Raw genomic sequence first — 20853 nt, 5'->3', positions numbered from 1 at the left:
CTCTCATGGAAACGCCTAGAACCGTATCGCGTTGGGATCAACTGCGATCATTGCGACAACGTTGCTTTGCCGAGTGGCAGCGCCAGCAACGTCACGCGGCATCGCGTCGGAAATGGGGCCGGCTTCAGCCCAAGGCGGCGCCAGATGTCGCTCAGATGCGCGCCAGCAGGCGCTCCAGCAAGGGATTGGCCTTGCGGAAGACATAGGCTGGGGCGTTGACGGTGATCTCGTCAGCGCCGGAGCCGGCCAGATCGTCGACCAGTGCGAAGACCGCCTTCTCCGGGCAATGGATGGCCAGGATACCGCTCTCGGCATGCGCACCGAAGGGCAGCCGAGCGCCATGTCGCGCCACCATCTCCTCAATGGCCGCAGGCTTCGCATCGGTGAGCCGCGCGCGGATCTCCCGGACGGAACGCCCCTCCTCCTCGGCCGCGATGCGCGAGAGAATGGCGTTGGCGGCGGCGCGTGCGCGCGGGCTCCACGGCGCCCGCACCGAGGCGACGAGATTGGCCTCGGAGGCCAGCATGACACCATCGTCCAGAATCTTCAGGGCGTTGGCGGCCAGCGTCGCGCCAGTGGTCGTGATGTCGACGATGATTTCGGCGGAGCCGGCGGCCGGGGCCCCCTCCGTCGCGCCCAGGCTTTCGACGATGCGGTAGTCGCCAAGCCCGTGCTCGGCGAAGAAGCGGCGTGTCAGGTTCACATATTTGGTGGCGACGCGCAGTTTGCGGCCATGGCGTGCGCGCATATGGCTCGCGACATCGTCGAGATCGGCCATGCAGCGGACATCGATCCAGGCCTGCGGCACGGCGACCACGACATTGGCGTGGCCGAAGCCGAGCGGCGTCAGCATCTCGACGGCGGCATCGGCATCGGCCACCTGCTCGCGCACGAGGTCCTCGCCCGTCATCCCGAGATGGGCCGCGCCGGAGGCCAGTTGCGAGACGATCTCCGAAGCCGAGAGGAACGCGACTTCCGCGCCATCCAATCCCGCGATCGTGCCGCGATAGTCGCGCGAGCCACGCGACTGCACGAATTTCAGTCCGGCACGGCCGAAAAAGGCAGTGGCGTTTTCCTGGAGCCGCCCCTTGGAGGGGACCGCGAGAACCAGCGGAGCGTCGCTCATGATGTTTGTCCCGTCAGCCGGTCGAGCCAAAGCGAGGCGCCGACTGCCGGGGCCGGCTGAGGCGCACCGAGGCGACCGAGCACGTTGTCGTAGCGGCCACCTCCGGCAACGGGCCGGCCGTCGCTGCGGCCCAGGTCATGCAGCTCGAAGATGAAGCCGGTGTAATAATCGAGATTGCGGGCGAAGCCGGTCGAGAAGGAGATCTGGCCGACATCGACACCGCGCGCCGCAAGGAAGCCGGTGCGCTCGTCGAAGGCGTCGAGTTGCTGCCCCAGGTCGAGCGAAGCCTGGTCGGAAAGGGCCCGCAATGCGGCCGACGCCGCATCGGGATCACCCGTGACGGCAAGTGCCTGGCCGAGCACGGCCTTCACATCCTCATTGACCGGGTTCTCGCGCTCAGCGGCACGGGCCAGGAAGCGTTCGGCGATATCGCCGGCGGAGCGGCCTCCGACCGTCGAGATCCCCGCGATCGACAATACATCCTCGACAAAGGCCTTGGCCGCCTTGGGATCCTGCCCCTCCAGCGCCTTGAGCAGTCCCGCATGAGCCGTTTCGCCAGTGGCTGCCGGTGGATCGAGCGCCTCGACCGCCTCGGCCGCCTTGCCCTGCACGACCGCGCGCATCAGCCGGCGGCGCGCCCCCTGCGGCACGGCCAGACCATCGAGCAATGCGCCGAGCAGTGCGACGTCGCCCATCAGAACACGCGGCTGCGTCAAGCCAAGCGCCGCCGCCGCCTCGATCGTCAGTGCCATGATCTCGGCATCGGCTGCGGCAAAATCCTCGCGGCCAAAGGACTCGAGCCCGGCCTGTGCGAATTCACCCGGCTCACGCGAGCGCATGCGGAAGACCGGGCCGGCATAGGCATAGGCCATCGGCGCACTCACGCCCGCCGCGATGTGATCCAGCGCCACCGGAATCGTATATTCCGGGCGAAGGCACCAATCGCGGCCATCGGCGTCCTGCGTCATGAAGATGCGCCGGCGGATATCTTCGCCTGAGAGATCGAGAAAGACATCGGCCGGCTGCAGAATCGCCGGCTCGGCGCGCTGATAGCCCTCAGCGGCGAGGAGCGCGATCACGGTGTCGATGCTGGCGCGTGTGGCGGACAAGGGCAGCTTCCTGTTGCGCGGCTGTCCTAGCAGCCGCGTCATGGATTTTCGATGGTTTTTAGGGAATTGGGTTAGCGGGATTTGGCGACCGACTCGTTGCCGACGGTTTCCGTCATGGTCGGGCTAGTCCCGACCATCCACGTCTTTGCCTACGATGAACGCTCAAGGCGTGGATGCTCGCCACAAGGGCGAGCATGACTTTCAATCAGCCGTGTCGCTTCAGCACCCGCTTCACCCCCTCGACCAGCTCGGTCACCGGCACGGCGAACTGGGCCTCGGCCTGCCTCGCTTTGTGCTCGGCCGAATCCTTGACGTCGCGGCTGGCGGCGGCGAGTTCCGCGCCGAGGATCAGGTCCTTGATCACGATCGTGCCGGCCTCGCGCTCGGAGGAGCCCTGGATCACCGCACAGACCGCGCCGCGCTTATCGGCATATTTCATCTGGGCGTTGAAGCCGGAGCCGCCGAGATAGAGATCGGCACGCAGCAAGGGCTTGCCGTCCCCGTCCCGGGCCTGGCGGAGCTGAGACACGAATGCCTGATAGGCCGGCATATGCTCGGGCGTCTTGTTGTCCATGGCGGTGACGACGACGAGCGGCAGTTCGTTCTTCGTGTCGACCAATGGCGACTTCACCGCCTTCAGTGCCGAATAGAGCCGCGAGACGCCGATCGAGAAACCCGTCGCCGGCACCGGTTCCGGCCGGAAGCGGCCGACCAGCCCGTCATAACGTCCGCCGCCGGCGACCGAGCCAAAGCGCACGACCTGGCCGTCGTCATTGGTGACCGGGAAGGTCAGCTCCACCTCGTAGACCGGGCCGGTGTAATATTCGAGGCCGCGCACCACGGAAGGATCGATGACGACGCGGTCGGCATAGCCAGCCGCTGCGATCAGATCCGCCATCATGCGCAGTTCCTCGGCCCCTTCATGGCCAACGGGCGTCGACGCGAAGCCATCTGCGAGACGCTGCGCGGTCGCGGCATTGTCCGCAGCCCTGGCATCAAGAATGGACAGGACGCGCGTGGCCTGTTCGGCGCCCAGCCCCGCACCCTTCGTAAAATCTCCGCTCTCGTCCTTGCGCCCGTCACCCAGCAGCAGCCGCACGCCGTCGGGGCCGAACTTGTCGAGCTTGTCGATCGCGCGCAGCACGGTCAGCCGGCGCCCGGCATTCTGCTCGCCGCCAAGCCCGATCGCCTCCATCACGCCATCGAGCACCTTTCGGTTGTTGACCTTGACGACATAGTCGCCGCGCTTGATGCCGAGGCGCTCCATCGTGTCGGCAGCGAGCATGCAGATCTCTGCATCGGCCGCGACCGAGCCCGAACCGACGATATCGGCATCGAACTGCATGAACTGACGGAAGCGCCCGGGCCCCGGCTTTTCGTTGCGGAAGACGTAGCCGGCGCGATAGCTGCGATAGGGCTTTGGCAGCGCATCGAAATTCTCGGCGACATAGCGCGCGAGCGGCGCCGTCAGGTCATAGCGCAGCGAGAGCCACTGCTCGTCATCGTCCTGGAAGGAGAAGACACCCTCGTTCGGCCGGTCCTGGTCCGGCAGGAATTTCCCGAGCGCATCGGTGTATTCGACGAAGGGCGTCTCGACCGGGTCGAAGCCATAAAGCGAAAAGCTCTCGCGAATGACGGACAACATGCGCTCGGTCGCCGCCACATCGGCAGGACCGCGGTCGATGAAACCACGCGGCTGGCGGGCTTTCAGCTTGTCGGGTTTCGACATGGTTCAGGCTTCACTTCTTGAACGAGATGCGGAACAGCCCGCAGGGTAAGGTCCCGCGTTCGGTAACTTGACCGGGCAACGGGGGCAAGCACGCTTGCCCCTCCCCGAGCGGGAAGCGCCTATTCGGCCGCGAACAGCATGTCCTTCTGCTGACGCGGATCGCCGAGGGGAGCATCCTTGATCCCCGCCCTTGCCAGCTTCTCCGGCAGCGGCCCGCCGGTGGCCCAGTCGAGCAGCTCGGCGGTATGGACGACCGGGGTCGTCGCGCCCCGGTCGGCAAAACCCTTCGCCAGCTGGGTCATGCAGCCGATATTGCCGGTGGCGACGATCTGCGGCTTCGTCTTCTCGATATGGCCGATCTTGCGTTCGCGCAGCTGCCCCGCGATCTCGGGCTGGAGGATATTGTAGACACCGGCCGAGCCGCAGCAGATATGGCCCTCCGGCACCTCCTTCACCTTGAAGCCGGCTCCGCTCAGAAGGCGCTTCGGCCCGTCCTTGAGCTGCTGCCCGTGCTGCATCGAGCAGGCCGAGTGATAGGTCACCGGCAGCGCGACCTCACGGACATGGCGCAGCTCGAGCGTCTCGAGGAACTCGGTGACATCCTTCGCGAGGCTCGAAATCGTCGCCGCCTTCTCCGCATAGGCCGGCTCGTTGCGGAACATGAAGCCGTAATCCTTGATCGTGGTGCCGCAGCCTGAGGCGGTGATCAAGATGGCATCCAGCCCCTCGCCGTCGACCTCGGCCATCCAGGCGTCGATGTTGCGCCGGGCAAAGACGTGACTGTCCTGTTCGCGCCCCATGTGATGGACGAGCGCGCCGCAGCAGCCCTCGCCCTTCGGCAGCACGACCTCGACGCCATGGCGCGTCAAAAGGCGGATCGTCGCTTCGTTGATGGCGGGGTCGAGCACCGGCTGGGCGCAGCCTGAAAGCAGCGCCACGCGCTTGCGGCGCACGGCCGTGACGGGGAAAACCTGCGGCCCCTCCATGGTCGAGCGCGCCGGCAGGCGTGCAGGCGCCAGCGCCAGCATCGCCTTCAGCCGCCCGCCGACCTGCGGCAGCAGGCCGAGAAGGCTCCCGAACGGCTTGCCCAGCATCGCCGCCAGCATCGCGGCGCGGAACCGACCGGGATAGGGCAGGATCGCAGCGAGCACCCGGCGCAACGCCTCGTCATGCCAGGAACGCTGATAGGTCTCCTCGATATGGGCCCGGGCATGATCGACAAGGTGCATGTAATGCACGCCGGAAGGGCACGTCGTCATGCAGGAGAGGCAGGAGAGGCAGCGGTCGACATGCTTCACCACCTGCTCGGTCGCCGGCTTGCCGTTCTCCAGCATGTCCTTGATCAGGTAGATCCGCCCGCGCGGGGAATCGAGTTCGTCGCCCAGCAGCAGATAGGTCGGGCAGGTTGCCGTGCAGAACCCGCAATGCACGCAGGTGCGCAGGATCTTCTCCGACGCCGGCAGGCGCGGATCGGAGGCCAGATGTTCGGGCGTGAAGTTGGTCTGCATCGCTCAGGCCCCTCCCTGCCAGATTTTGATCCAGTCGGCGGGGTAGATCAGCATGATGATATTCAGGGTCAGGTTGTCACGGATGAGGTAGCCGACCACCAGCTCCATGCCGAGCGCAAGCGAAACGGTGAGCCAGACGGGCAGGACACGGGCGAGAAGGAAGCCGACGATCATCGCCGCGATATCGGAGACCGAATTGATGATGCTGTCGCCGGTATAGCCGAGCGAGATCGTCATTTCCCGGTAGCGATCGATGATCGCCGGGCTGTTCTCGGCAATTTCCCAGGCGTTCTCGATCAGGATCGCCAGAAGAAGCGCCTGCCCGAACGAGATCGGCAGGCCGGTCAGCCGGCGCACCGACCAGAACAGGCCATAGAAGAGGAAGCCATGGATGATGTGGGAGAAGGTGTACCAGTCGGCAATATGCTGGGAGTTCTCCGACGAATTGACGTCGCCGTGCCACGGCTTGACAAAGCCGCATTTGCAGATCGGCTCGCGGCCCATGACAAACAGGATCAAGGCGGCTGCGGCAATCATCAGAGCCGCGACGAGGGCGATCGTGCCCGGCTTGAACCGCCCCGGCGCCCAGGCTTGGCGGCGCCCCCCTTCAGTGCGGATCTCACGCGCGGCGGCTATCTGGTCGAACACCATCAAATCCCCGCATACATTCGGCCAGGCTCGAAGATTCCGGCCGGGTCGAAGCTGTTCTTGATTCCGGCCGTGACCCGCATCAGCGGCTCGGCCAGTGGTTCGAAGACCGGTACAACAGCGCGAACCGCGTGGGGTGCGCGCACCAGGGTCGCGTGACCGCCAAGCGACCTGATCGCAGCACGGATCGCGGCGGCTCCAGCGTCCTCGTCAGGCGGCACGGCGAGCCAGACCAGGCCGCCGCCCCAGTCATAGAACCAGCGCGCTTGCGGCAAGGCTTGCATGATCGCCGCCGTAGCACGCGGGGCCCTCGTCGGAGCAAGCGAGAGCCGCCAGACGGCTTCATGGCTGCCGGCGAAGAACCTCGCATCCCGTACGGAATGCCACAGCTCCTGCGAGGCGGCCCCCTCGATCAGTTCGGGCGCGCCGTACTGACTCAGCAATTCGCCCAGCGCATCGGCGCGATAGGCGATCGAGCTCGCGAAATTCTCCAGCCTGAGCAGCGTGCGGGCCTGGTCGGCTCCGATGCCGGCCGGCAGATGCGCCGCCGCCATCGGTTCGAAGGGCGAGCCGAGCGCGGCCGAAAGCAGAGCGACCGCCGCCTCGTCGGCAAGGCCGGGCCAGGCCAGCGTGACCGCGCATTCCGGCGCCGGCAACACGCGGAAGGTGACTTCGGTCAGGAAGCCAAGCGTGCCGTGGGCACCGCTCACCAGCTTGACCAGATCGAGCCCGGTGACGTTCTTCATGACCCGGCCGCCGGACTTGATCGCCTCGCCCCGACCGTTGATCAGCCGGATGCCGATCAGCGAGTCGCGGGCTGCACCAGCGTTGATCCGGCGCGGACCAGAGATATTTCCGGCTGCGACGGCACCGATCGTCGGCTCGCCCTCCGTGCCCAGCAATGCGCGATGATCCATCGGCTCGAAGGGCAGCATCTGGCCGCGGTCGGCCAGCGTCCTCTGGATCTCCGCCAGCGCCGTGCCGGCCCTGGCGCCAATCACCATCTCGGACGGCTCGTAGAGCGTGATGCCAGTCAGACCAGCGCTGGAGATGGTGCTCACGACCTGGGTCGGGCGCCCCAAACCGGTCCGCGTACCGCCGCCGCGAATGGTCACAGGCGTGCCGTTGGCAGCGACGGAGGCAACGACGGCGCACGCCTGGGCTTCCGTGGTGGGGGTGTGAATGGTCACGCGGCGACCCTGCCATCGAGCGGAAAGACCTTGGCCGGATTCAGCAGCCACTCGCTGTCGAAGACCGCCCGCACCCGCATCTGCTGGTTGAGATCGGCTTCGTTGAACTGCACGCGCATCAGATCGCGCTTCTCGATGCCGACGCCGTGTTCGCCGGTGAGGCAACCGCCCACCTCGACGCAGAGCTTGAGGATGTCGTTTCCGGCATCCTCGGCTTTGCGCGCCTCGACGGGGTCGTTGCAGTTATAGAGGATCAGCGGGTGGAGATTGCCGTCGCCCGCATGGAAGACATTGGCGACGCGCAGTCCATAGCCTTTGACGATCTCTGCCATGCGCTGCAGCACAAACGGCAGTTGCCCGGTCGGGATCGTACCGTCCATGCAGATGTAATCGGCGATCCGGCCCGTCGCACCGAAGGCCGATTTGCGGCCCTTCCAGATCGCGGCGGTCTCCATCGCCGACTTGCTTTCCTTGACCGTCTTGACGCCATGCTCGCGCGCGATCGCGACGATGCGCGCAAGCTGGGCGTCCATTTCCGCGTCCGAGCCCTCGACCTCGATGATCAGCAGCGCCTCGACATCCATCGGGTAGCCGGCCTTGGCGAAGGCTTCGCAGATCTCGATCGCCGGCTTGTCCATGAACTCCATCGCGACGGGGATGATGCCGGCGCCGATGATGGCGGCCACCGCAGCACCTGCCTGCTCGCTGCTCGGGAAGCCGAACAGCACCGGGCGCGCGCCCTCGGCCGAGCGCAGGATCCGCACGGTCGCTTCGGTGACGATGCCGAGCTGGCCTTCGGAACCGACGATCAGGCCGAGCAGGTCGAGACCCGGGGCATCGAGATGGGCGCCCCCGATCTCGACGATCGAGCCATCGAGCATCACCAGGGTCACGCCCAGCACATTGTTGGTGGTGACGCCGTATTTCAGGCAATGCGCGCCGCCGGAATTCATGCCGATATTGCCGCCGATCGAGCAGGCAAGCTGGGAGGACGGGTCGGGCGCATAGAAAAAGCCCTCGGACATCACAGCCCCGGTGACGGCGAGATTGGTGACGCCGGCCTGCACCCTGGCGGCGCGGTTGGCATAGTCGATCTCGAGGATGCGATTCATCTTCGAGACACCGATGACGACGGCATCCTCCTGCGGGATCGCGCCACCGGCAAGCGAGGTGCCAGCCCCCCGCGGGACGACGGGAACGCCCTGCTCGCCGCAATAGCGCAGCACCGCCGCGACCTCCTGCGTCGTCGAGGGCAGCACGACCGCCAGCGGCATGCGGCGATAGGCGGTGAGCGCATCGGTCTCATAGGGCCTGCGCTCGTCATCGGAGGTGATCAGGGCCTCGGGCGCCACCAGTCCGGCAAGCCCGGCGATGATCGCATCGCGGCGCGCCAGGATGTCCGCGCGCGGCGCGGGAAAGGCAATGGCGCTCATGGTCTCCTCCTCCGGATGTCAGCTCTCGCGATATCACCCACACCCGGTTTCATACAAACAGGTTAGACCAATTCGAACCCGCTTGCAGCGCGACCAAAAGCCATGATTATTTCCAAAATGGAAAAGGTGGGCGAGCATGGACCGGTTCGGCGATCTGGATGTCTTCGCGCATGTGGTGACGGCCAAGAGCATGTCCGCGGCGGGGCGCGAATTGAAACTCTCGCCGGCGGTGATCTCGAAGCGCATCCGCCGGCTCGAGGAGCGCCTTGGCGTGCGGCTGCTGCAGCGCACCACGCGGCAGTTGTCGCTGACCGAAGCGGGACAGGGCTTCTATGAGCGCGTGGTCTCGATCCTGTCCTCGATCGAGGATGCCGAGGCCTGGGTCGCAAGCGGCGCGGGCCAAGCGCGCGGCACCTTGCGCGTCTCCGCCCCCACCTCCTTCGGCCGGTTGCATATCGCGCCGCATCTGAAGCCCTTTCTCGATGCCAACCCGATGGTGACCGTCGACCTGATCCTGAGCGATTCCTTCGTCGACATCATCGCGGAAGGGTTCGACCTGGCGGTGCGGATCGCCGACCTTCAGGATTCGAGCCTCGTCGCCAAGCGGCTCGCGCCCAATCACCGCGTGCTCTGTGCCGCGCCGGATTATGTCGCCACTCGCGGAATACCGGCCAGCATCGAGGAGCTCTCTCACCACACGCTGATTGCCCATAATGCCGACCAGTGGCGGCTGGACGGACCGTCCGGTCCGGTCGGCGTGCGGGTCAATGGACCGCTTCGGACCAATTCCAGCGAAGTCGTGCGCGAGGCGCTGCTCGCCGGTGTCGGCATCGCCTTGCGCTCGACCTGGGATGTCGGGCCGGAACTTAAGACCGGGCAGCTCGTCAGGGTCCTGCCGGATTACTCGGTCGGCAAGCGTGTCGCAGTCTACGCGGTCTATCCCAGCCGCCGGCACATGGAGCAGAAGGTGCGCGTCTTCGTCGATTATCTCGCGGAGCTCTATGGCGCGACACCGTACTGGGATGCGGGGCTTGATCTATGATGCGGCTCCCGCCCGCCCGTCATGGGGCATCTGCGCAGCGCCGGATTGCCCGGACACGTGGCTTGCTCGATCTTCGACACATCACTGGAGAAACCCGTTCATGTTCGGCTTGATCGAAGGCACCGGCGTCGAGGTTCTAGACCCGCGCTTCCACCGGGTCGTGCCGGGCTCGGCGCGGGTCGAGAGGCTGTGGACCGGAGCCCGCTGGTCCGAGGGGCCGGCCTGGTTTCCAGCCCATCGCAGCCTGGTCTGGTCCGACATCCCGAACAACCGCATGCTGCGCTATGACGAGGTGAACGGCCAGGTCGGCATCTTCCGCCAGCCGGCACGGAACTCGAACGGCAATACGGTGGATCCGCAGGGCCGGCTCGTCACCTGCGAGCATGGCGGGCGGCAGGTGACCCGGACGGAACATGACGGCTCGATCACCGTGCTTGCCGACAACTGGCAGGGCAAGCGGCTGAACTCCCCCAATGACGTCGTGGTGAAATCCGACGGCTCGATCTGGTTCACCGACCCGGATTACGGCATCGGCAGCGACTATGAGGGCGACAAGGCGGATGGCGAGATCGGCCATTGCAACGTCTACCGCATCGATCCGGTCAGCGGCGCGCTCTCGATCGTCGCCGACGACTTCGTCAAGCCGAACGGCCTCGCCTTCTCGCTGGACGAGAGCGAGCTCTATATCGCCGATACGGGGGCGAGCCATGACCCGGATGGGCCGCGCCACATCCGCAAATGCGCCGTGACGGGGGACGGCGCGTCGCTGGGCCGCTCGGAGATCTTCGCAACCTGCTCGGCCGGCCTGTTCGACGGCTTCCGGCTCGATGCCACCGGCCGCATCTGGACCAGCGCGGCGGACGGCGTGCATGTCTATCACCCCGACGGCACCTTGATCGGCAAGGTGCTGATTCCCGAGATCGTCGCCAATGTCTGCTGGGGCGGCGCGAAGCTGAACCGCCTTTTCATCTGCGGCACGACATCACTCTACTCAGTGATGACCCACGCCAACGGGGCGACCTGGCCGAAGCGCTGAACCGCGCTCAACTCTGCGGCGGCTCCGACTTCATCCGGACCACCAGCAACGGCATGGCGAGGCCGAGCAGCATGAAGCGCGCAAGATGGTGCGCGCCGACATAGAGCGGATCGAGCCCCATGGCGAAGGCAAGCATCGCCATCGCCTCCAGCCCTCCCGGCGCAAAAGCGGCCATTGCGCTGGCATAGGGCACGCCCGCAAGCCAGGCGGCCGGCCAGGCGAAGGCGAAGGCGACCACCATCGAGACGAAGAAGCCGCCAATGGCGAGCGGGAACAGCCCGGCGATTTCGCCGCGCTTGAGGTTGGAGACGCGCCCGCCCATCGCCGCGCCCAGCATGACCATCACCACGGTCGCGATCTCGGGCGGGAGCGTGCCATGGACCACGCCGGTGCCATGCAGCACGGCACTGGCCATGGTTGCGCCCAGGATGAAGGGCGCGGTGACGCCGATGCGCTCGAAGACGAGCCCGGTGACCAGGGCCACACCAAGAACCAGCGCCATATCCGGTGCGCTGGCGACGATCACCGCCGGCATCTGACCGACGCTGCCATCGCTCAAGGCCCGCATCAGACTGGGCAGGATCGCGACCAGGACAAGGATGCGGAAGAGCTGGATCACCGCGATGCGGCCAAGATTGGCACCCTTGGCATGGGCAACGGCGATGACCGCCGACAGCGCGCCAGGCGCGGCGGCCAGCAGGGAATCAATCCAGGACCAGCGCGCGACGTAACGCAGATAGGCGCCGGTGGTGAGCATGATGGCCGCGAGCGCGACGAACAGGACCGCCAGCGAACCGGGATAGCGCGCCGTTGCCGCAAGCGCCTCGGGCGTCGCGGAGGAGCCGATCAGCACCCCCGACATCAGCATGGTCGCATCGAACCAGGGCTTGCGCAGATCGGGCAGGCGCTTGGCGACGCCGACGATCGAGACGATCAGCATCGAACCCGAGAGCCAGGCGGCCGGCACGTCGAACAGCGCGAAAATGGCGCCGCCGAGGGCGGCGCAGGCAATCACGGCCGCTTCACGCGACAATGTCTTGAGCCTGTAGGGGATGTAAGCCGGGCCGGTCATGTCACTCGGAGCAAGCGCCGAGGAGACACGACGCAGGGCCGATCAATGAACGCGGCGCGCAATCCGGTCAAACAAGGAGATGCTATCGCCGCGCAAGGCTGGGCTGCGCCCAGCGGGGCCTATGACGTCAGCGCCCTTTGCAGCCGCGCCACCGCCTCGACGAGGTCAGAGGATTTGCGCGCAAAGCAAAGCCGCAGGCCCGTCTCGCCTCCGGGGCCGAAAGCGGTGCCCGGCGCCAGGCCGACATTGGCCTCATCGACCAGTTCGATCGCCAGCGCGCGCGAATCCTCGCGGCCGTCGACACTGAAGAACTGGTAGAAGGCGCCATCCGGCGCGGTCAGCGAAACCCGGTTCGTCGCCTTCAGGCCTTCGAAGATGATCTTCCGGCCTTCGGTCGCACGCGCGATCTGCTCGGCGACGAAGGGCTCGCCCTCGGTGAGAGCGGCGATCGCGGCGCGCTGGACGAAGACCGGCGACCCCGAGGTCGAATACTGGATCAGGTTCTCGACCACCTGGCCGAAGGCGGCCGGCACCTCGATCCAGCCGATGCGCCAACCCGTCATGGCCCAGTTCTTCGAGAAGGTCTGGACGAAGAGGACGCGATCCTCCGCCTCCATCACGTCGTGGAAGGAGGCTGCGCGCGGCGCCCCGCCATAGACGAAGCGGCCATAGATCTCGTCGGCGATGATCCAGATACCGTGCTTGCGAGCCAGGGCAAGCAGCGCGGCCATCTCGTCCTTGGTCGCGGTCCAGCCGGTCGGGTTCGCCGGGGAGTTGATGACGAGCGCGCGCGTCTTCGGCGTGATCGCCGCGGCGAGCTTGTCGAGATCGAGCGTGAAGCGGCCGTGCTCCAGATCCATCGGCACGCAGACAGCCTTGGCTCCCGCCACGCCGATGGCCGCAGCGAAATTGGGCCAGGCCGGCGTCGGAATCACGAGTTCATCGCCAGGTCCGGCAATCATCCTGACGGCGATCTGAACGGACTGCATGCCCGAGCCCGTGACGAAGAAGCGGTCGGCGGAAAGCGGCTGACCGTAGAGCGCCGTGTGGTAACGCGCGAGCGCCTCGCGCAGCTCCGGAATACCGCGCTGCCAGGTGTAGAAGGTCTCGCCATCAGCCAACGACTTGTTGGCGGCACGGACGATGAAATCGGGCGTCGAGAGATCGCCCTCGCCGACCCAGAGCGGGATCAGGCCAGGCTTCAGCCGGCCGTGATTGACCACCTCGACGATGCCGCTTTCGGGTGCATTACGGGCCTCTGGCCTCAACTCGGCAATCAGGCTGGCGCCCGGCAGCGTGCTCGTCGTCATCGGCTTCGACCTCGCAAGTTCAATGCCTCACCTTTAGCCGAAGCGGCGAGCGGGAGGCATGAAATCGCGAGATCGGGTTGATCGCTCGCGGTGATGAATTGCCCGCGAGCGGTGAGCGAAATCAGGCGTTCTTCTGCTTCAGCAGATCGCGGATTTCGCCGAGCAGCACGACGTCCTGCGGCGGGGCCGGCGGCTCGGCCGGAGCTGCCTTCTGGTCCCGCTTCACCCGGTTGATGCCCTTCACGACCAGGAACAAGGCAACGGCGATGATCAGGAAATTGATGGCTGCAGTGACGAAGCTGCCATAGGCGAACACGGCGCCCTGCTTCCTGGCCTCGGACAGGATCGGGCTGGTGACCGCGCTATTGAGGCCGAAGAAGTAATTGGAGAAATCGAGACCGCCCAGCGCGCCGAAGATCGGCATGATGATGTCGCTGACGAGAGAGTCGACGATCCTGCCAAAGGCCGCGCCGATGACCACGCCGATGGCGAGGTCCATGACGTTGCCCTTCATTGCAAATTCTTTGAATTCCTTCAGCATTGCCCTGCCCCTTCACCTCGGGATGATCGGCTTCACGCCTACCGGACGGCGTGCACGGATGTCGCAGGCTAATTGAGAGTTGCAGCGGTTAGAAGCCCGTCAGGGCGCCGACCTTTCGTCAGTGCACAGTCTTGGCCGGGGTTGAACGGACGATAGCACGCTGCCGCAGCGCAACGGCTGGGCAATAGCAGCCCGCGCCCAGCGGGAAATCTCCGGTCCAAGGCCTCGCGAGATCAAGAGCTTAGGCAGCGCCTCGGCCGAAAGCCGCATCGCGCTGGGCGCGCACATGCACTACGCTGCGCTGCTGCCGCTCTGGCATGGAGGCAAGATGATCCCGGCCTGGTCCGTCGTTCTGGTCGCGCTCGGCTATCTCTGCGTGCTGTTCGCCATCGCGCACGCTGCCGATACCTTCGGCCGCAAGCTGATGGGCGGGCCGGCGCGCACGACGATCTATGCGCTGGCGCTCGGCGTCTACTGCACCTCCTGGACCTTCTACGGCTCCGTCGGCTTCGCCAATCGCGCCGGCTTCGATTTCCTTGGCATCTATGTCGGGCCGATCCTGGTCATCGGCTTCGGCTATCGCTTCGTCACGCGTATCGTCGAGATCGCCAAGTCGCAGAACATCACCTCGATCGCGGATTTCGTCGGCGCGCGCTACGGCAAGAGCGAGCGGGTGGCCGCGCTCGTCTGTCTCGTCGCCGTGATCGGCGCACTGCCCTACATCGCCTTGCAGCTCAAGGCCGTCGCGAATTCGCTCTCGGTGTTCCTGACCGCAACCGGCGGCCAGGCGCTGACGCCGGATGTCCCGGTCCTCAGCGACCTCGCCTTCCTCGTCGCCATGGTGCTCGCCGGCTTCGCCTGTGCCTTCGGCACACGCCATATCGATGCAACCGAGCACCAGGACGGGCTGGTGCTGGCGATTGCGGCCGAGTCGCTGGTCAAGCTCGTGGCGTTTCTCGCGCTCGGGATCTTCGTCGCCTATGGCCTGTTCGATGGCTTCGGAGACCTCCTCGCCCGGGCGGCGAAGATGCCGGACGGGGCGCCTCCGATCTGGGAGCGGACCTCGAGCTGGCCGACCTTCCTGACGCTGACGCTGCTCTCGTCCTTCGCCGCGCTGCTGCTGGCGCGGCAATTCCACATGACGATCGTCGAGAACCGGGACCCGGGCGACGTCCGCCGCGCCGCCTGGATGTTTCCCCTCTATCTCGTCCTGATCAATCTCTTCGTGCTGCCGCTGGCGGCGGCGGGCGAATTGCTGATGCCGGGAAGCGGCATCGATCGCGACATGACCGTGCTGCTGCTGCCGCTGGAGCGGGGTGCAGGCTGGCTCGCGCTGTTCGTCTTCATCGGCGGGCTCTCCGCCGCGACCGCGATGGTGATCGTCGCCTCGGTCGCGCTCGCCATCATGATCTCGAACCATCTCGTCATGCCGCTGCTGGTGCGCGGCCGTGGCCTGCTGAGCGACCCGGACCGGGCCATCCCGAGATCGCTGCGTTCCGGCCCGACCGGCGGCGACCTCGGTTCGCAGGTCGTGATCATCCGGCGCTTCGCCATCCTCGCCGTGATCCTGATGGGCTACGCCTATTACCGGGCGGCAGGTGAAGCGGCACTGGTCTCGATCGGGCTCCTGTCCTTTGCGGCAACCGCACAGATCGCGCCGGCATTCTTCGGCGGATTGCTCTGGCGGCGCGGCACCGCGCTCGGCGCCGTCGCAGGCTTGACGACGGGCACGCTGACCTGGGCCTACACGCTGCTGGTCCCCAGCCTCGCATACCCCACCAGCGTCTGGAGCGAGATCGTGGCCAAGGGGCCGCTGGGCATCACGTCATTGCGGCCGGAAGCCCTGCTCGGCCTCGATCTGCCGGCCCTGCCGCACGGCGTGTTGTGGAGCCTCGGCCTCAACCTTCTCTGTTATGTCGGCTTCTCCCTGCTGCGACCGGCCAATGCCATGGAGCGCCTGCAGGCCAACTCCTTCGTCACCTCCGATCGCGCAACGATGGCCCAGTCCTTCTCGCTCTGGCGGTCCAGCGTCACGGAGGCCGAGCTGCAATCGACCATCGGTCGCTATCTCGGCCAGGAGCGGACGCAGCGCGCATTCGAGGGCTTCTCCATCGGGCGTGGCGAGGTTGCCAGCAGCAGCAATCGCGAGGCCGACATCCACATGCTGCGCTTCGGCGAGCATCTGCTCTCGTCGGCCATCGGCGCGGCATCCTCACGGCTTGTGCTCTCCCTGCTGCTGCGCCGCCGGAACCTGTCGACGGAAGCCGCCTTCAAGCTGCTCGATGATGCTTCGGCAGCCCTGCAATATAATCGAGACATTCTGCAGCACGGGCTCGACCATGCCGGCCAGGGCATTACCGTGCTCGACCGAGACCTGCGGCTGCTCGCCTGGAACCAGGCCTTCATAGAGCTCTATGACCTGCCGCAGTCGCTGGTGCGGTTCGGCACCGGGCTCGACGAGATCGTCCGTTTCAATGCTGCCCGCGGCGCCTATGGCGATGGCGAGCAGGATGAGTTGATGGCCGCGCGGCTCGAGAGCTTTGTCAATGACCGCGAGCCAGTCCGGCTCAAGCTCTTTCCCTCGACCAAGGTCATCGAGATCCGCTCCAATCCGCTTCCCGATGGCGGCCTGGTGACGACCTATACCGACATCACCGAGACCGTCGCCGCGCATGTAGAGCTCGAGCGGACCAATGAAAGTCTCGAGCGACGCGTCGCCGAACGCACCGAGGAAATTCTCCACGTCAACGCCGAGCTTCAGCGCGCCAAGGCCGAAGCCGAGGAGGCGAATGCGTCCAAGACGCGCTTCCTGGCCGCCGCCAGCCACGACCTGCTGCAACCCCTCAATGCCGCGAGGCTCTATGCGACGGCACTGGTCGAGCGTGACCGGATCGCCACCAGCCCCGAACTCGCCGAGAATATCGATGCGTCGCTGGACGCGGTCGAGGAAATCCTGACGGCACTGCTGGAGATCTCGCGTCTCGACGGAGGCGCACTCAAGCCGGAACTGACCAGTTTCAGGCTCGACGAACTGATGCGCCAACTCCAGCGCGAATTTGAGCCCAGCGCTCAGGAACGAGGCCTGCAACTGGTGTTTTCGCCCAGTTCCGTCGCCCTGCGCTCGGACCGGCGCCTGCTGCGCCGGCTGCTGCAGAACCTGATATCGAACGCGATCAAATACACGCCGAACGGCAAGGTCCTGGTCGGCTGCCGCCGCCGCGGCAATCAGGTTTCGATCGAGGTGCTCGATACCGGCCTCGGAATTCCTGCCAGCAAGCAGAAGACGGTGTTTCGCGAGTTCCAGCGGCTCGATCAAGGGGCCAGGGTCGCCCGTGGCCTCGGGCTCGGGCTTTCAATCGTCGAACGCATCTCCCGCACGCTCGACCACAAGCTCACGCTGACCTCCACGCCAGGGCGCGGGACGCGGTTCTCGGTGATGGTGCCGCGAACGGCGCCGCTCCCGGCCATGGCGACCAGCAGCACCCCGCCCCCGACGCCTGCGGGGCAATTGGCCGGTCTCAAGCTCCTGGCGATTGACAACGAACCCACGATCCTCGATGGCATGAAGCGCCTGCTCGAAGGATGGGGCTGTGCGGTCGCGACAGCGCCCGGGCTGGACGAAGCGCTTGCGCAGCTTCAGGCCCACGGCATGCCGGACGTGATCATCGCCGACTACCATCTCGACCATGGCGACGGGCTGAGCGCAATCGCAGCCTTGCGCGATCGTTCCGCCAGGCGCGTTCCCGCGATCCTGCTGACGGCCGATCGCTCGCCTCAAGTGCGGGAGGCCGCTGCGGCCTTCGACGTGCATATCCTCAACAAGCCGCTGAAGCCCGGAGCACTCCGCGCCCTGCTTGCGCAATGGCGCGCGATGCGTCTCGCCGCTGAATAGCAGGGAGACCTGCCCCACTCAGCGCTCGGCGGCGCCGGCCTGGCGCATCGCCTCCTCCGAGGCGAGAAAGGCCGCGACCTCGGCGCTCTGCGGCGGGCTCTCGGCGCTGATTCCGATATCGGCGAGAATGCGGGTCACCGGCACGTATCTCCTGGTCGCACGATCGTAGAGGGCAGCCCGCACCAGCGCCACGGCAGCGACGATCTCCGTGCCGTCGCGCCCCCGGCTGAGAATGCGATGCTGCATCACCAGCCAGTTCTCGGTCCAGCACAGGATCCGCGTCTCCAGCGCGAAGGGGCGGAACAGGCGCAATTCACGCCTGAAACGAATCATCCCGGCATTGACCACCGGCACCCAGCCCTCCCGCAGCACCGTGCGCCAGAGCCCGGTACGCAGCATCAGGTCGGTCCGCCCGAGATCCATGAGACTCCAGTAGCGGCCATTGTTCATGTGCAGGCTGGTGTCGAGATCGTGAAACCAGACGCGGAACGGCAGGACCGACATGTCGAAAGGTGGCTTCAGCCTGGATCGGAAGGGCGTGGTGACAAGAAGCCAGAGCAGGCGCAGCCAGAGGTTCATGCAGGCTCCTGTGGAGTGTCGCCGTCAGACGGCGCGCCCCGTTCCCGATGTCGCGATGATTGGCCATATCATCGTCACCGACTCGCGCCACTCTTTCGCACGTCCTGCAGCGGAACTCGCCATGCCGACACTCCATGTTTCGTCCCTCGCCCGGCTTCACGAGACGGTCGCATCGGTCGGTGCCAGCCATGTCGTGACCTTGATCAACGTCAACACGGTCGTGGAACGCCCGGCCGGCATTCTGCCCGAGCGGCATCTCTTCATCGGCATGTCGGACATCACGGCGCCGCTGGACGGGCATGTCCTGCCCGACGAGGACCATGTCCAGCGCTTCCTGAGCTTCATCCGCGACTGGGACCGGGCCGCGCCGATCGTCTTTCACTGCTGGGCGGGCATCAGCCGCTCGACCGCGGCGGCCTACATCGCGACCTGCGCCCTGCGGCCCCAGCGTGACGAGGCGGAGATTGCGCTTGCGCTGCGCAGCGCATCTGCCTCGGCCACGCCCAACGCCCGGCTCGTCTCGATCGCAGACCAGATCCTCGGACGCTCCGGTCGCATGACCACCGCGATCGAGAGCATCGGCCGGGGCGCGGACGCGTTCGAAGGCACTCCGTTCTGCATCGATCTCGATTGAGGCGGCGCCGGCCTTGCTGCATCGTGGTGGTGACATGCCCAAAGTCACACCCCCCGCCATCGAGATCGGCCTCGCGGCAGCGATCGTCGCCTTCACCGGCAACCAGCCGCATATCCTGACGGCGCAGGTTCACGACGGAGACGCCACGCCGGGGCTCCCCTACGGCCCGTTCGACCCGCTGGCGCATCGCACCTTCGAAATCGGCCTGCGCTCCTGGGTTGCGGACCAGACCGAACTGTCGCTCGGCTATGTCGAACAGCTCTACACGTTCGGGGATCGCGGGCGGCAGGCGGAGATCCGCGACACCGGCCCCCATGTCGTCTCGGTCGGCTATCTCGCGTTGACGCGCGCGCCATCCCTTCCGGAGCAGGTCGCATTCCAGCCCTGGTATGGCTTCTTTCCCTGGGAGGACTGGCGCGCCGGCCGCCCGGCCGTACTCGACACGACCATCCTGCCCCAGCTCGACGATTGGGCGCAGGACAAGGCAGCCGAACGCGCGGAGCAGGAGAGGCGCGCCCTGTCGCGCCAACAGCGCATCGCAAGTTGCTTCGGACTCGGTGGCGTGCCCTGGGACGAGGAGAAGACGCTCGAGCGCTACGAACTGCTCTACGATGCCGGGCTCGCCTATGAGGCGCTGCGCGACCGGCGCCCCGATGCACTGCCGCGCTCCCCCAGTCCCCTGCTGGGCCGGCCGATGCGCTTCGACCATCGCCGCATCCTCGCGACCGCGATCGGCCGGCTGCGCGCCAAGCTCAAATACCGCCCGGTCGTATTCGAGCTGATGCCGGACGCCTTCACCCTTACCGCGCTGCAGAACACGGTCGAGGCGATCTCGGGCCGGCACCTGCACAAACAGAACTTTCGGCGGCTGGTCGAAAGCGCAGCGCTGGTGGAGCCGACTGGCACGATGACCCGCACCGCCGGGCGCCCCGCCGCGCTCTTCCGCTATCGCCGAGAAGTCATTGCCGAGAGGCCGGCTCCGGGCCTGCGCGTCGGCGGGCGCAACCTCGGAGGGGAGCGGTAGTTTTGTGCGGGATGCGAAGGGAGTTGTCGTGCATATCAGCGCGACAGCCGAGAAACTGAGCAGAAAATTGCTTGCTTCTTACGAAATTTGCGACAATGCATCGCCCTCGAGAGGGGCCAAAGCCATGACGATCGAACTCGATTCCCGCGACCGGACCATTCTGCGCATCCTGCAGACCGATGGGCGGATCACCAATTCGGACCTCGCCGAAAGGGTTCACCTCTCCMCGTCCGCCTGTCTGCGCCGCGTCCGGCAATTGGAAGAAAGCGGGCTGATCCGCGGCTATGCGATGATGCTCGACGACAAGATCGCCGGCTTCCCCGGCACGGCCTTCGTCTTCGTTACGCTGGACCAGCAGGGGCGTGCCTCGCTTGAAGGGTTCGAGCAGGCGGTGCAGAATCTGCCCGAAATCCTGGAATGCCATCTGCTGGCTGGCGCGCACGACTATCTGATGCGGGTCATCTATCGCGACAGCGCTGATTTCGAGCGCATCCACACCGACATCATCACCCAGCTGCCGGGCGTCACGCGCGTGCAATCGACGCTGACGCTGCGCACGATCAAGAAGACCTCCGCATTGCCGGTCTGATGCAGGGTTGCAGCGAACAGGGCCAGAGCCGATAAGAGTGGCCCAACGGGAATCGCCGATCTTGACCGACGCCAAAACCAATTCCGATATCGCCGCCCTGCCCTTCGAAGAGGCGCTGAAGCAGCTCGAGAGCATCGTTGCCCGGCTCGAGCGCGGCGACGTGCCACTCGAGGAATCGATCGACATCTACACCCGCGGCGAAGCGCTCAAGGCACGCTGCGACGCCCTGCTGAAGCAGGCCGAGGCCCGTATCGAAAAGATCACGCTCGGCGCCGACGGCAAACCGGCCGGCACGACGCCGCTGGACGTCGACAAGTAAGCCGGCGCGGCCCACGGGCTAAGGCATCGGCCCGAAAAGTGGATTGCGGTTTTCGGGGCAAAGCCGATGCAA

The 20853-nt window shown here is 66.1% G+C and carries 18 protein-coding genes; 7 read left to right on the top strand and 11 right to left on the bottom strand.

Annotation, left to right across the window (positions count from 1 at the left end; translation table 11 throughout):
• Positions 1-151: 151 nt before the first annotated feature.
• The 7 genes from hisG to AC1DGP_RS02090 form a co-directional block, all read right to left on the bottom strand.
• Positions 152-1126 carry an ATP phosphoribosyltransferase gene (gene hisG / locus AC1DGP_RS02120; RefSeq protein WP_476831700.1) on the bottom strand — a complete coding sequence of 325 codons (975 nt, stop codon included), beginning with the start codon at positions 1124-1126 and terminating at the stop codon, positions 152-154.
• Positions 1123-2235 carry an ATP phosphoribosyltransferase regulatory subunit gene (locus AC1DGP_RS02115; RefSeq protein ID WP_441489042.1) on the bottom strand — a complete coding sequence of 371 codons (1113 nt, stop codon included), beginning with the start codon at positions 2233-2235 and terminating at the stop codon, positions 1123-1125. The genes hisG and AC1DGP_RS02115 overlap by 4 nt, the downstream gene beginning before the upstream one ends.
• A 205-nt stretch (positions 2236-2440) precedes the next feature.
• Positions 2441-3964, bottom strand: a complete 1524-nt coding sequence (gene hisS / locus AC1DGP_RS02110; protein WP_441489041.1) for a histidine--tRNA ligase — start codon at positions 3962-3964, stop codon at positions 2441-2443.
• Positions 3965-4083: 119 nt separating this feature from the next.
• Complete coding sequence (glcF, locus tag AC1DGP_RS02105) at positions 4084-5472, bottom strand: glycolate oxidase subunit GlcF (protein ID WP_441489040.1); 1389 nt, start codon at positions 5470-5472, stop codon at positions 4084-4086.
• Positions 5473-5475: 3 nt separating this feature from the next.
• Positions 5476-6030 carry a DUF2585 domain-containing protein gene (locus tag AC1DGP_RS02100; protein WP_476831709.1) on the bottom strand — a complete coding sequence of 185 codons (555 nt, stop codon included), beginning with the start codon at positions 6028-6030 and terminating at the stop codon, positions 5476-5478.
• A gap of 92 nt (positions 6031-6122) precedes the next feature.
• Entirely contained in the window at positions 6123-7310 is a 1188-nt protein-coding gene (gene glcE / locus AC1DGP_RS02095; RefSeq protein WP_476831699.1) for a glycolate oxidase subunit GlcE, read from the bottom strand.
• The gene (locus tag AC1DGP_RS02090) at positions 7307-8743 is read right to left on the bottom strand and encodes an FAD-linked oxidase C-terminal domain-containing protein (protein ID WP_441489038.1); all 1437 of its coding nucleotides are present in this window, start codon (positions 8741-8743) and stop codon (positions 7307-7309) included. Before AC1DGP_RS02090 ends, glcE begins: the two co-directional genes overlap by 4 nt.
• 136 nt (positions 8744-8879) lie before the next feature.
• On the opposite strand from AC1DGP_RS02090, the gene AC1DGP_RS02085 reads away from it, so the two are divergent.
• The gene (locus AC1DGP_RS02085) at positions 8880-9785 is read left to right on the top strand and encodes a LysR family transcriptional regulator (RefSeq protein WP_441506546.1); all 906 of its coding nucleotides are present in this window, start codon (positions 8880-8882) and stop codon (positions 9783-9785) included.
• 100 nt (positions 9786-9885) lie between these two features.
• Positions 9886-10821, top strand: a complete 936-nt coding sequence (locus AC1DGP_RS02080; RefSeq protein ID WP_476831698.1) for an SMP-30/gluconolactonase/LRE family protein — start codon at positions 9886-9888, stop codon at positions 10819-10821.
• A gap of 7 nt (positions 10822-10828) precedes the next feature.
• Here AC1DGP_RS02080 and AC1DGP_RS02075 read toward each other — a convergent pair whose 3' ends face one another.
• The 3 genes from AC1DGP_RS02075 to mscL form a co-directional block, all read right to left on the bottom strand.
• Positions 10829-11893, bottom strand: a complete 1065-nt coding sequence (locus AC1DGP_RS02075) for an AbrB family transcriptional regulator (RefSeq protein ID WP_441489035.1) — start codon at positions 11891-11893, stop codon at positions 10829-10831.
• A gap of 119 nt (positions 11894-12012) precedes the next feature.
• Positions 12013-13203: a pyridoxal phosphate-dependent aminotransferase gene (locus AC1DGP_RS02070; RefSeq protein ID WP_476823349.1), complete on the bottom strand. Its 1191-nt coding sequence runs from the start codon at positions 13201-13203 to the stop codon at positions 12013-12015.
• 121 nt (positions 13204-13324) lie between these two features.
• Positions 13325-13744, bottom strand: a complete 420-nt coding sequence (mscL, locus tag AC1DGP_RS02065) for a large conductance mechanosensitive channel protein MscL (RefSeq protein ID WP_441489033.1) — start codon at positions 13742-13744, stop codon at positions 13325-13327.
• A 328-nt stretch (positions 13745-14072) separates the two neighbouring features.
• On the opposite strand from mscL, the gene AC1DGP_RS02060 reads away from it, so the two are divergent.
• Complete coding sequence (locus tag AC1DGP_RS02060; RefSeq protein WP_476831708.1) at positions 14073-17636, top strand: hybrid sensor histidine kinase/response regulator; 3564 nt, start codon at positions 14073-14075, stop codon at positions 17634-17636.
• Between the two features lie 18 nt (positions 17637-17654).
• On the opposite strand, the gene AC1DGP_RS02055 is transcribed toward AC1DGP_RS02060, so the two are convergent.
• Entirely contained in the window at positions 17655-18215 is a 561-nt protein-coding gene (locus AC1DGP_RS02055; RefSeq protein ID WP_476831697.1) for a thioesterase family protein, read from the bottom strand.
• Positions 18216-18336: 121 nt separating this feature from the next.
• On the opposite strand from AC1DGP_RS02055, the gene AC1DGP_RS02050 reads away from it, so the two are divergent.
• From AC1DGP_RS02050 to AC1DGP_RS02035, 4 genes are all read left to right on the top strand, one after another.
• On the top strand, positions 18337-18849 hold the full coding sequence (locus tag AC1DGP_RS02050; protein ID WP_476831707.1) for a tyrosine phosphatase family protein: 513 nt from the start codon (positions 18337-18339) through the stop codon (positions 18847-18849).
• Positions 18850-18883: 34 nt separating this feature from the next.
• On the top strand, positions 18884-19873 hold the full coding sequence (locus tag AC1DGP_RS02045) for an NUDIX hydrolase (RefSeq protein WP_441489031.1): 990 nt from the start codon (positions 18884-18886) through the stop codon (positions 19871-19873).
• A 124-nt stretch (positions 19874-19997) separates the two neighbouring features.
• A complete protein-coding gene (locus AC1DGP_RS02040) occupies positions 19998-20462 on the top strand; it encodes an Lrp/AsnC family transcriptional regulator (RefSeq protein ID WP_476831696.1) in 465 nt (154 codons plus the stop codon).
• Positions 20463-20523: 61 nt separating this feature from the next.
• Positions 20524-20781, top strand: a complete 258-nt coding sequence (locus tag AC1DGP_RS02035; protein WP_441489029.1) for an exodeoxyribonuclease VII small subunit — start codon at positions 20524-20526, stop codon at positions 20779-20781.
• The last annotated feature ends 72 nt before the right edge of the window (positions 20782-20853 follow it).

The organism is Allobosea sp. 05T433, from assembly GCF_056396065.1.
This window is presented reverse-complemented; position numbering and strand designations above follow the sequence as displayed.

What these genes read in the sequence shown, in the direction of transcription:
- AC1DGP_RS02050 (WP_476831707.1), top strand. Translation starts at nt 18,337, where the DNA reads ATGCCGACACTCCATGTTTCGTCCCTCGCCCGGCTTCACGAGACGGTC.
- AC1DGP_RS02055 (WP_476831697.1), bottom strand. Translation starts at nt 18,215, where the DNA reads ATGAACCTCTGGCTGCGCCTGCTCTGGCTTCTTGTCACCACGCCCTTC.
- mscL (WP_441489033.1), bottom strand. Translation starts at nt 13,744, where the DNA reads ATGCTGAAGGAATTCAAAGAATTTGCAATGAAGGGCAACGTCATGGAC.
- AC1DGP_RS02060 (WP_476831708.1), top strand. Translation starts at nt 14,073, where the DNA reads ATGATCCCGGCCTGGTCCGTCGTTCTGGTCGCGCTCGGCTATCTCTGC.
- AC1DGP_RS02080 (WP_476831698.1), top strand. Translation starts at nt 9,886, where the DNA reads ATGTTCGGCTTGATCGAAGGCACCGGCGTCGAGGTTCTAGACCCGCGC.
- AC1DGP_RS02070 (WP_476823349.1), bottom strand. Translation starts at nt 13,203, where the DNA reads ATGACGACGAGCACGCTGCCGGGCGCCAGCCTGATTGCCGAGTTGAGG.
- AC1DGP_RS02075 (WP_441489035.1), bottom strand. Translation starts at nt 11,893, where the DNA reads ATGACCGGCCCGGCTTACATCCCCTACAGGCTCAAGACATTGTCGCGT.
- AC1DGP_RS02045 (WP_441489031.1), top strand. Translation starts at nt 18,884, where the DNA reads ATGCCCAAAGTCACACCCCCCGCCATCGAGATCGGCCTCGCGGCAGCG.
- hisS (WP_441489041.1), bottom strand. Translation starts at nt 3,964, where the DNA reads ATGTCGAAACCCGACAAGCTGAAAGCCCGCCAGCCGCGTGGTTTCATC.
- AC1DGP_RS02085 (WP_441506546.1), top strand. Translation starts at nt 8,880, where the DNA reads ATGGACCGGTTCGGCGATCTGGATGTCTTCGCGCATGTGGTGACGGCC.
- glcF (WP_441489040.1), bottom strand. Translation starts at nt 5,472, where the DNA reads ATGCAGACCAACTTCACGCCCGAACATCTGGCCTCCGATCCGCGCCTG.
- hisG (WP_476831700.1), bottom strand. Translation starts at nt 1,126, where the DNA reads ATGAGCGACGCTCCGCTGGTTCTCGCGGTCCCCTCCAAGGGGCGGCTC.
- AC1DGP_RS02090 (WP_441489038.1), bottom strand. Translation starts at nt 8,743, where the DNA reads ATGAGCGCCATTGCCTTTCCCGCGCCGCGCGCGGACATCCTGGCGCGC.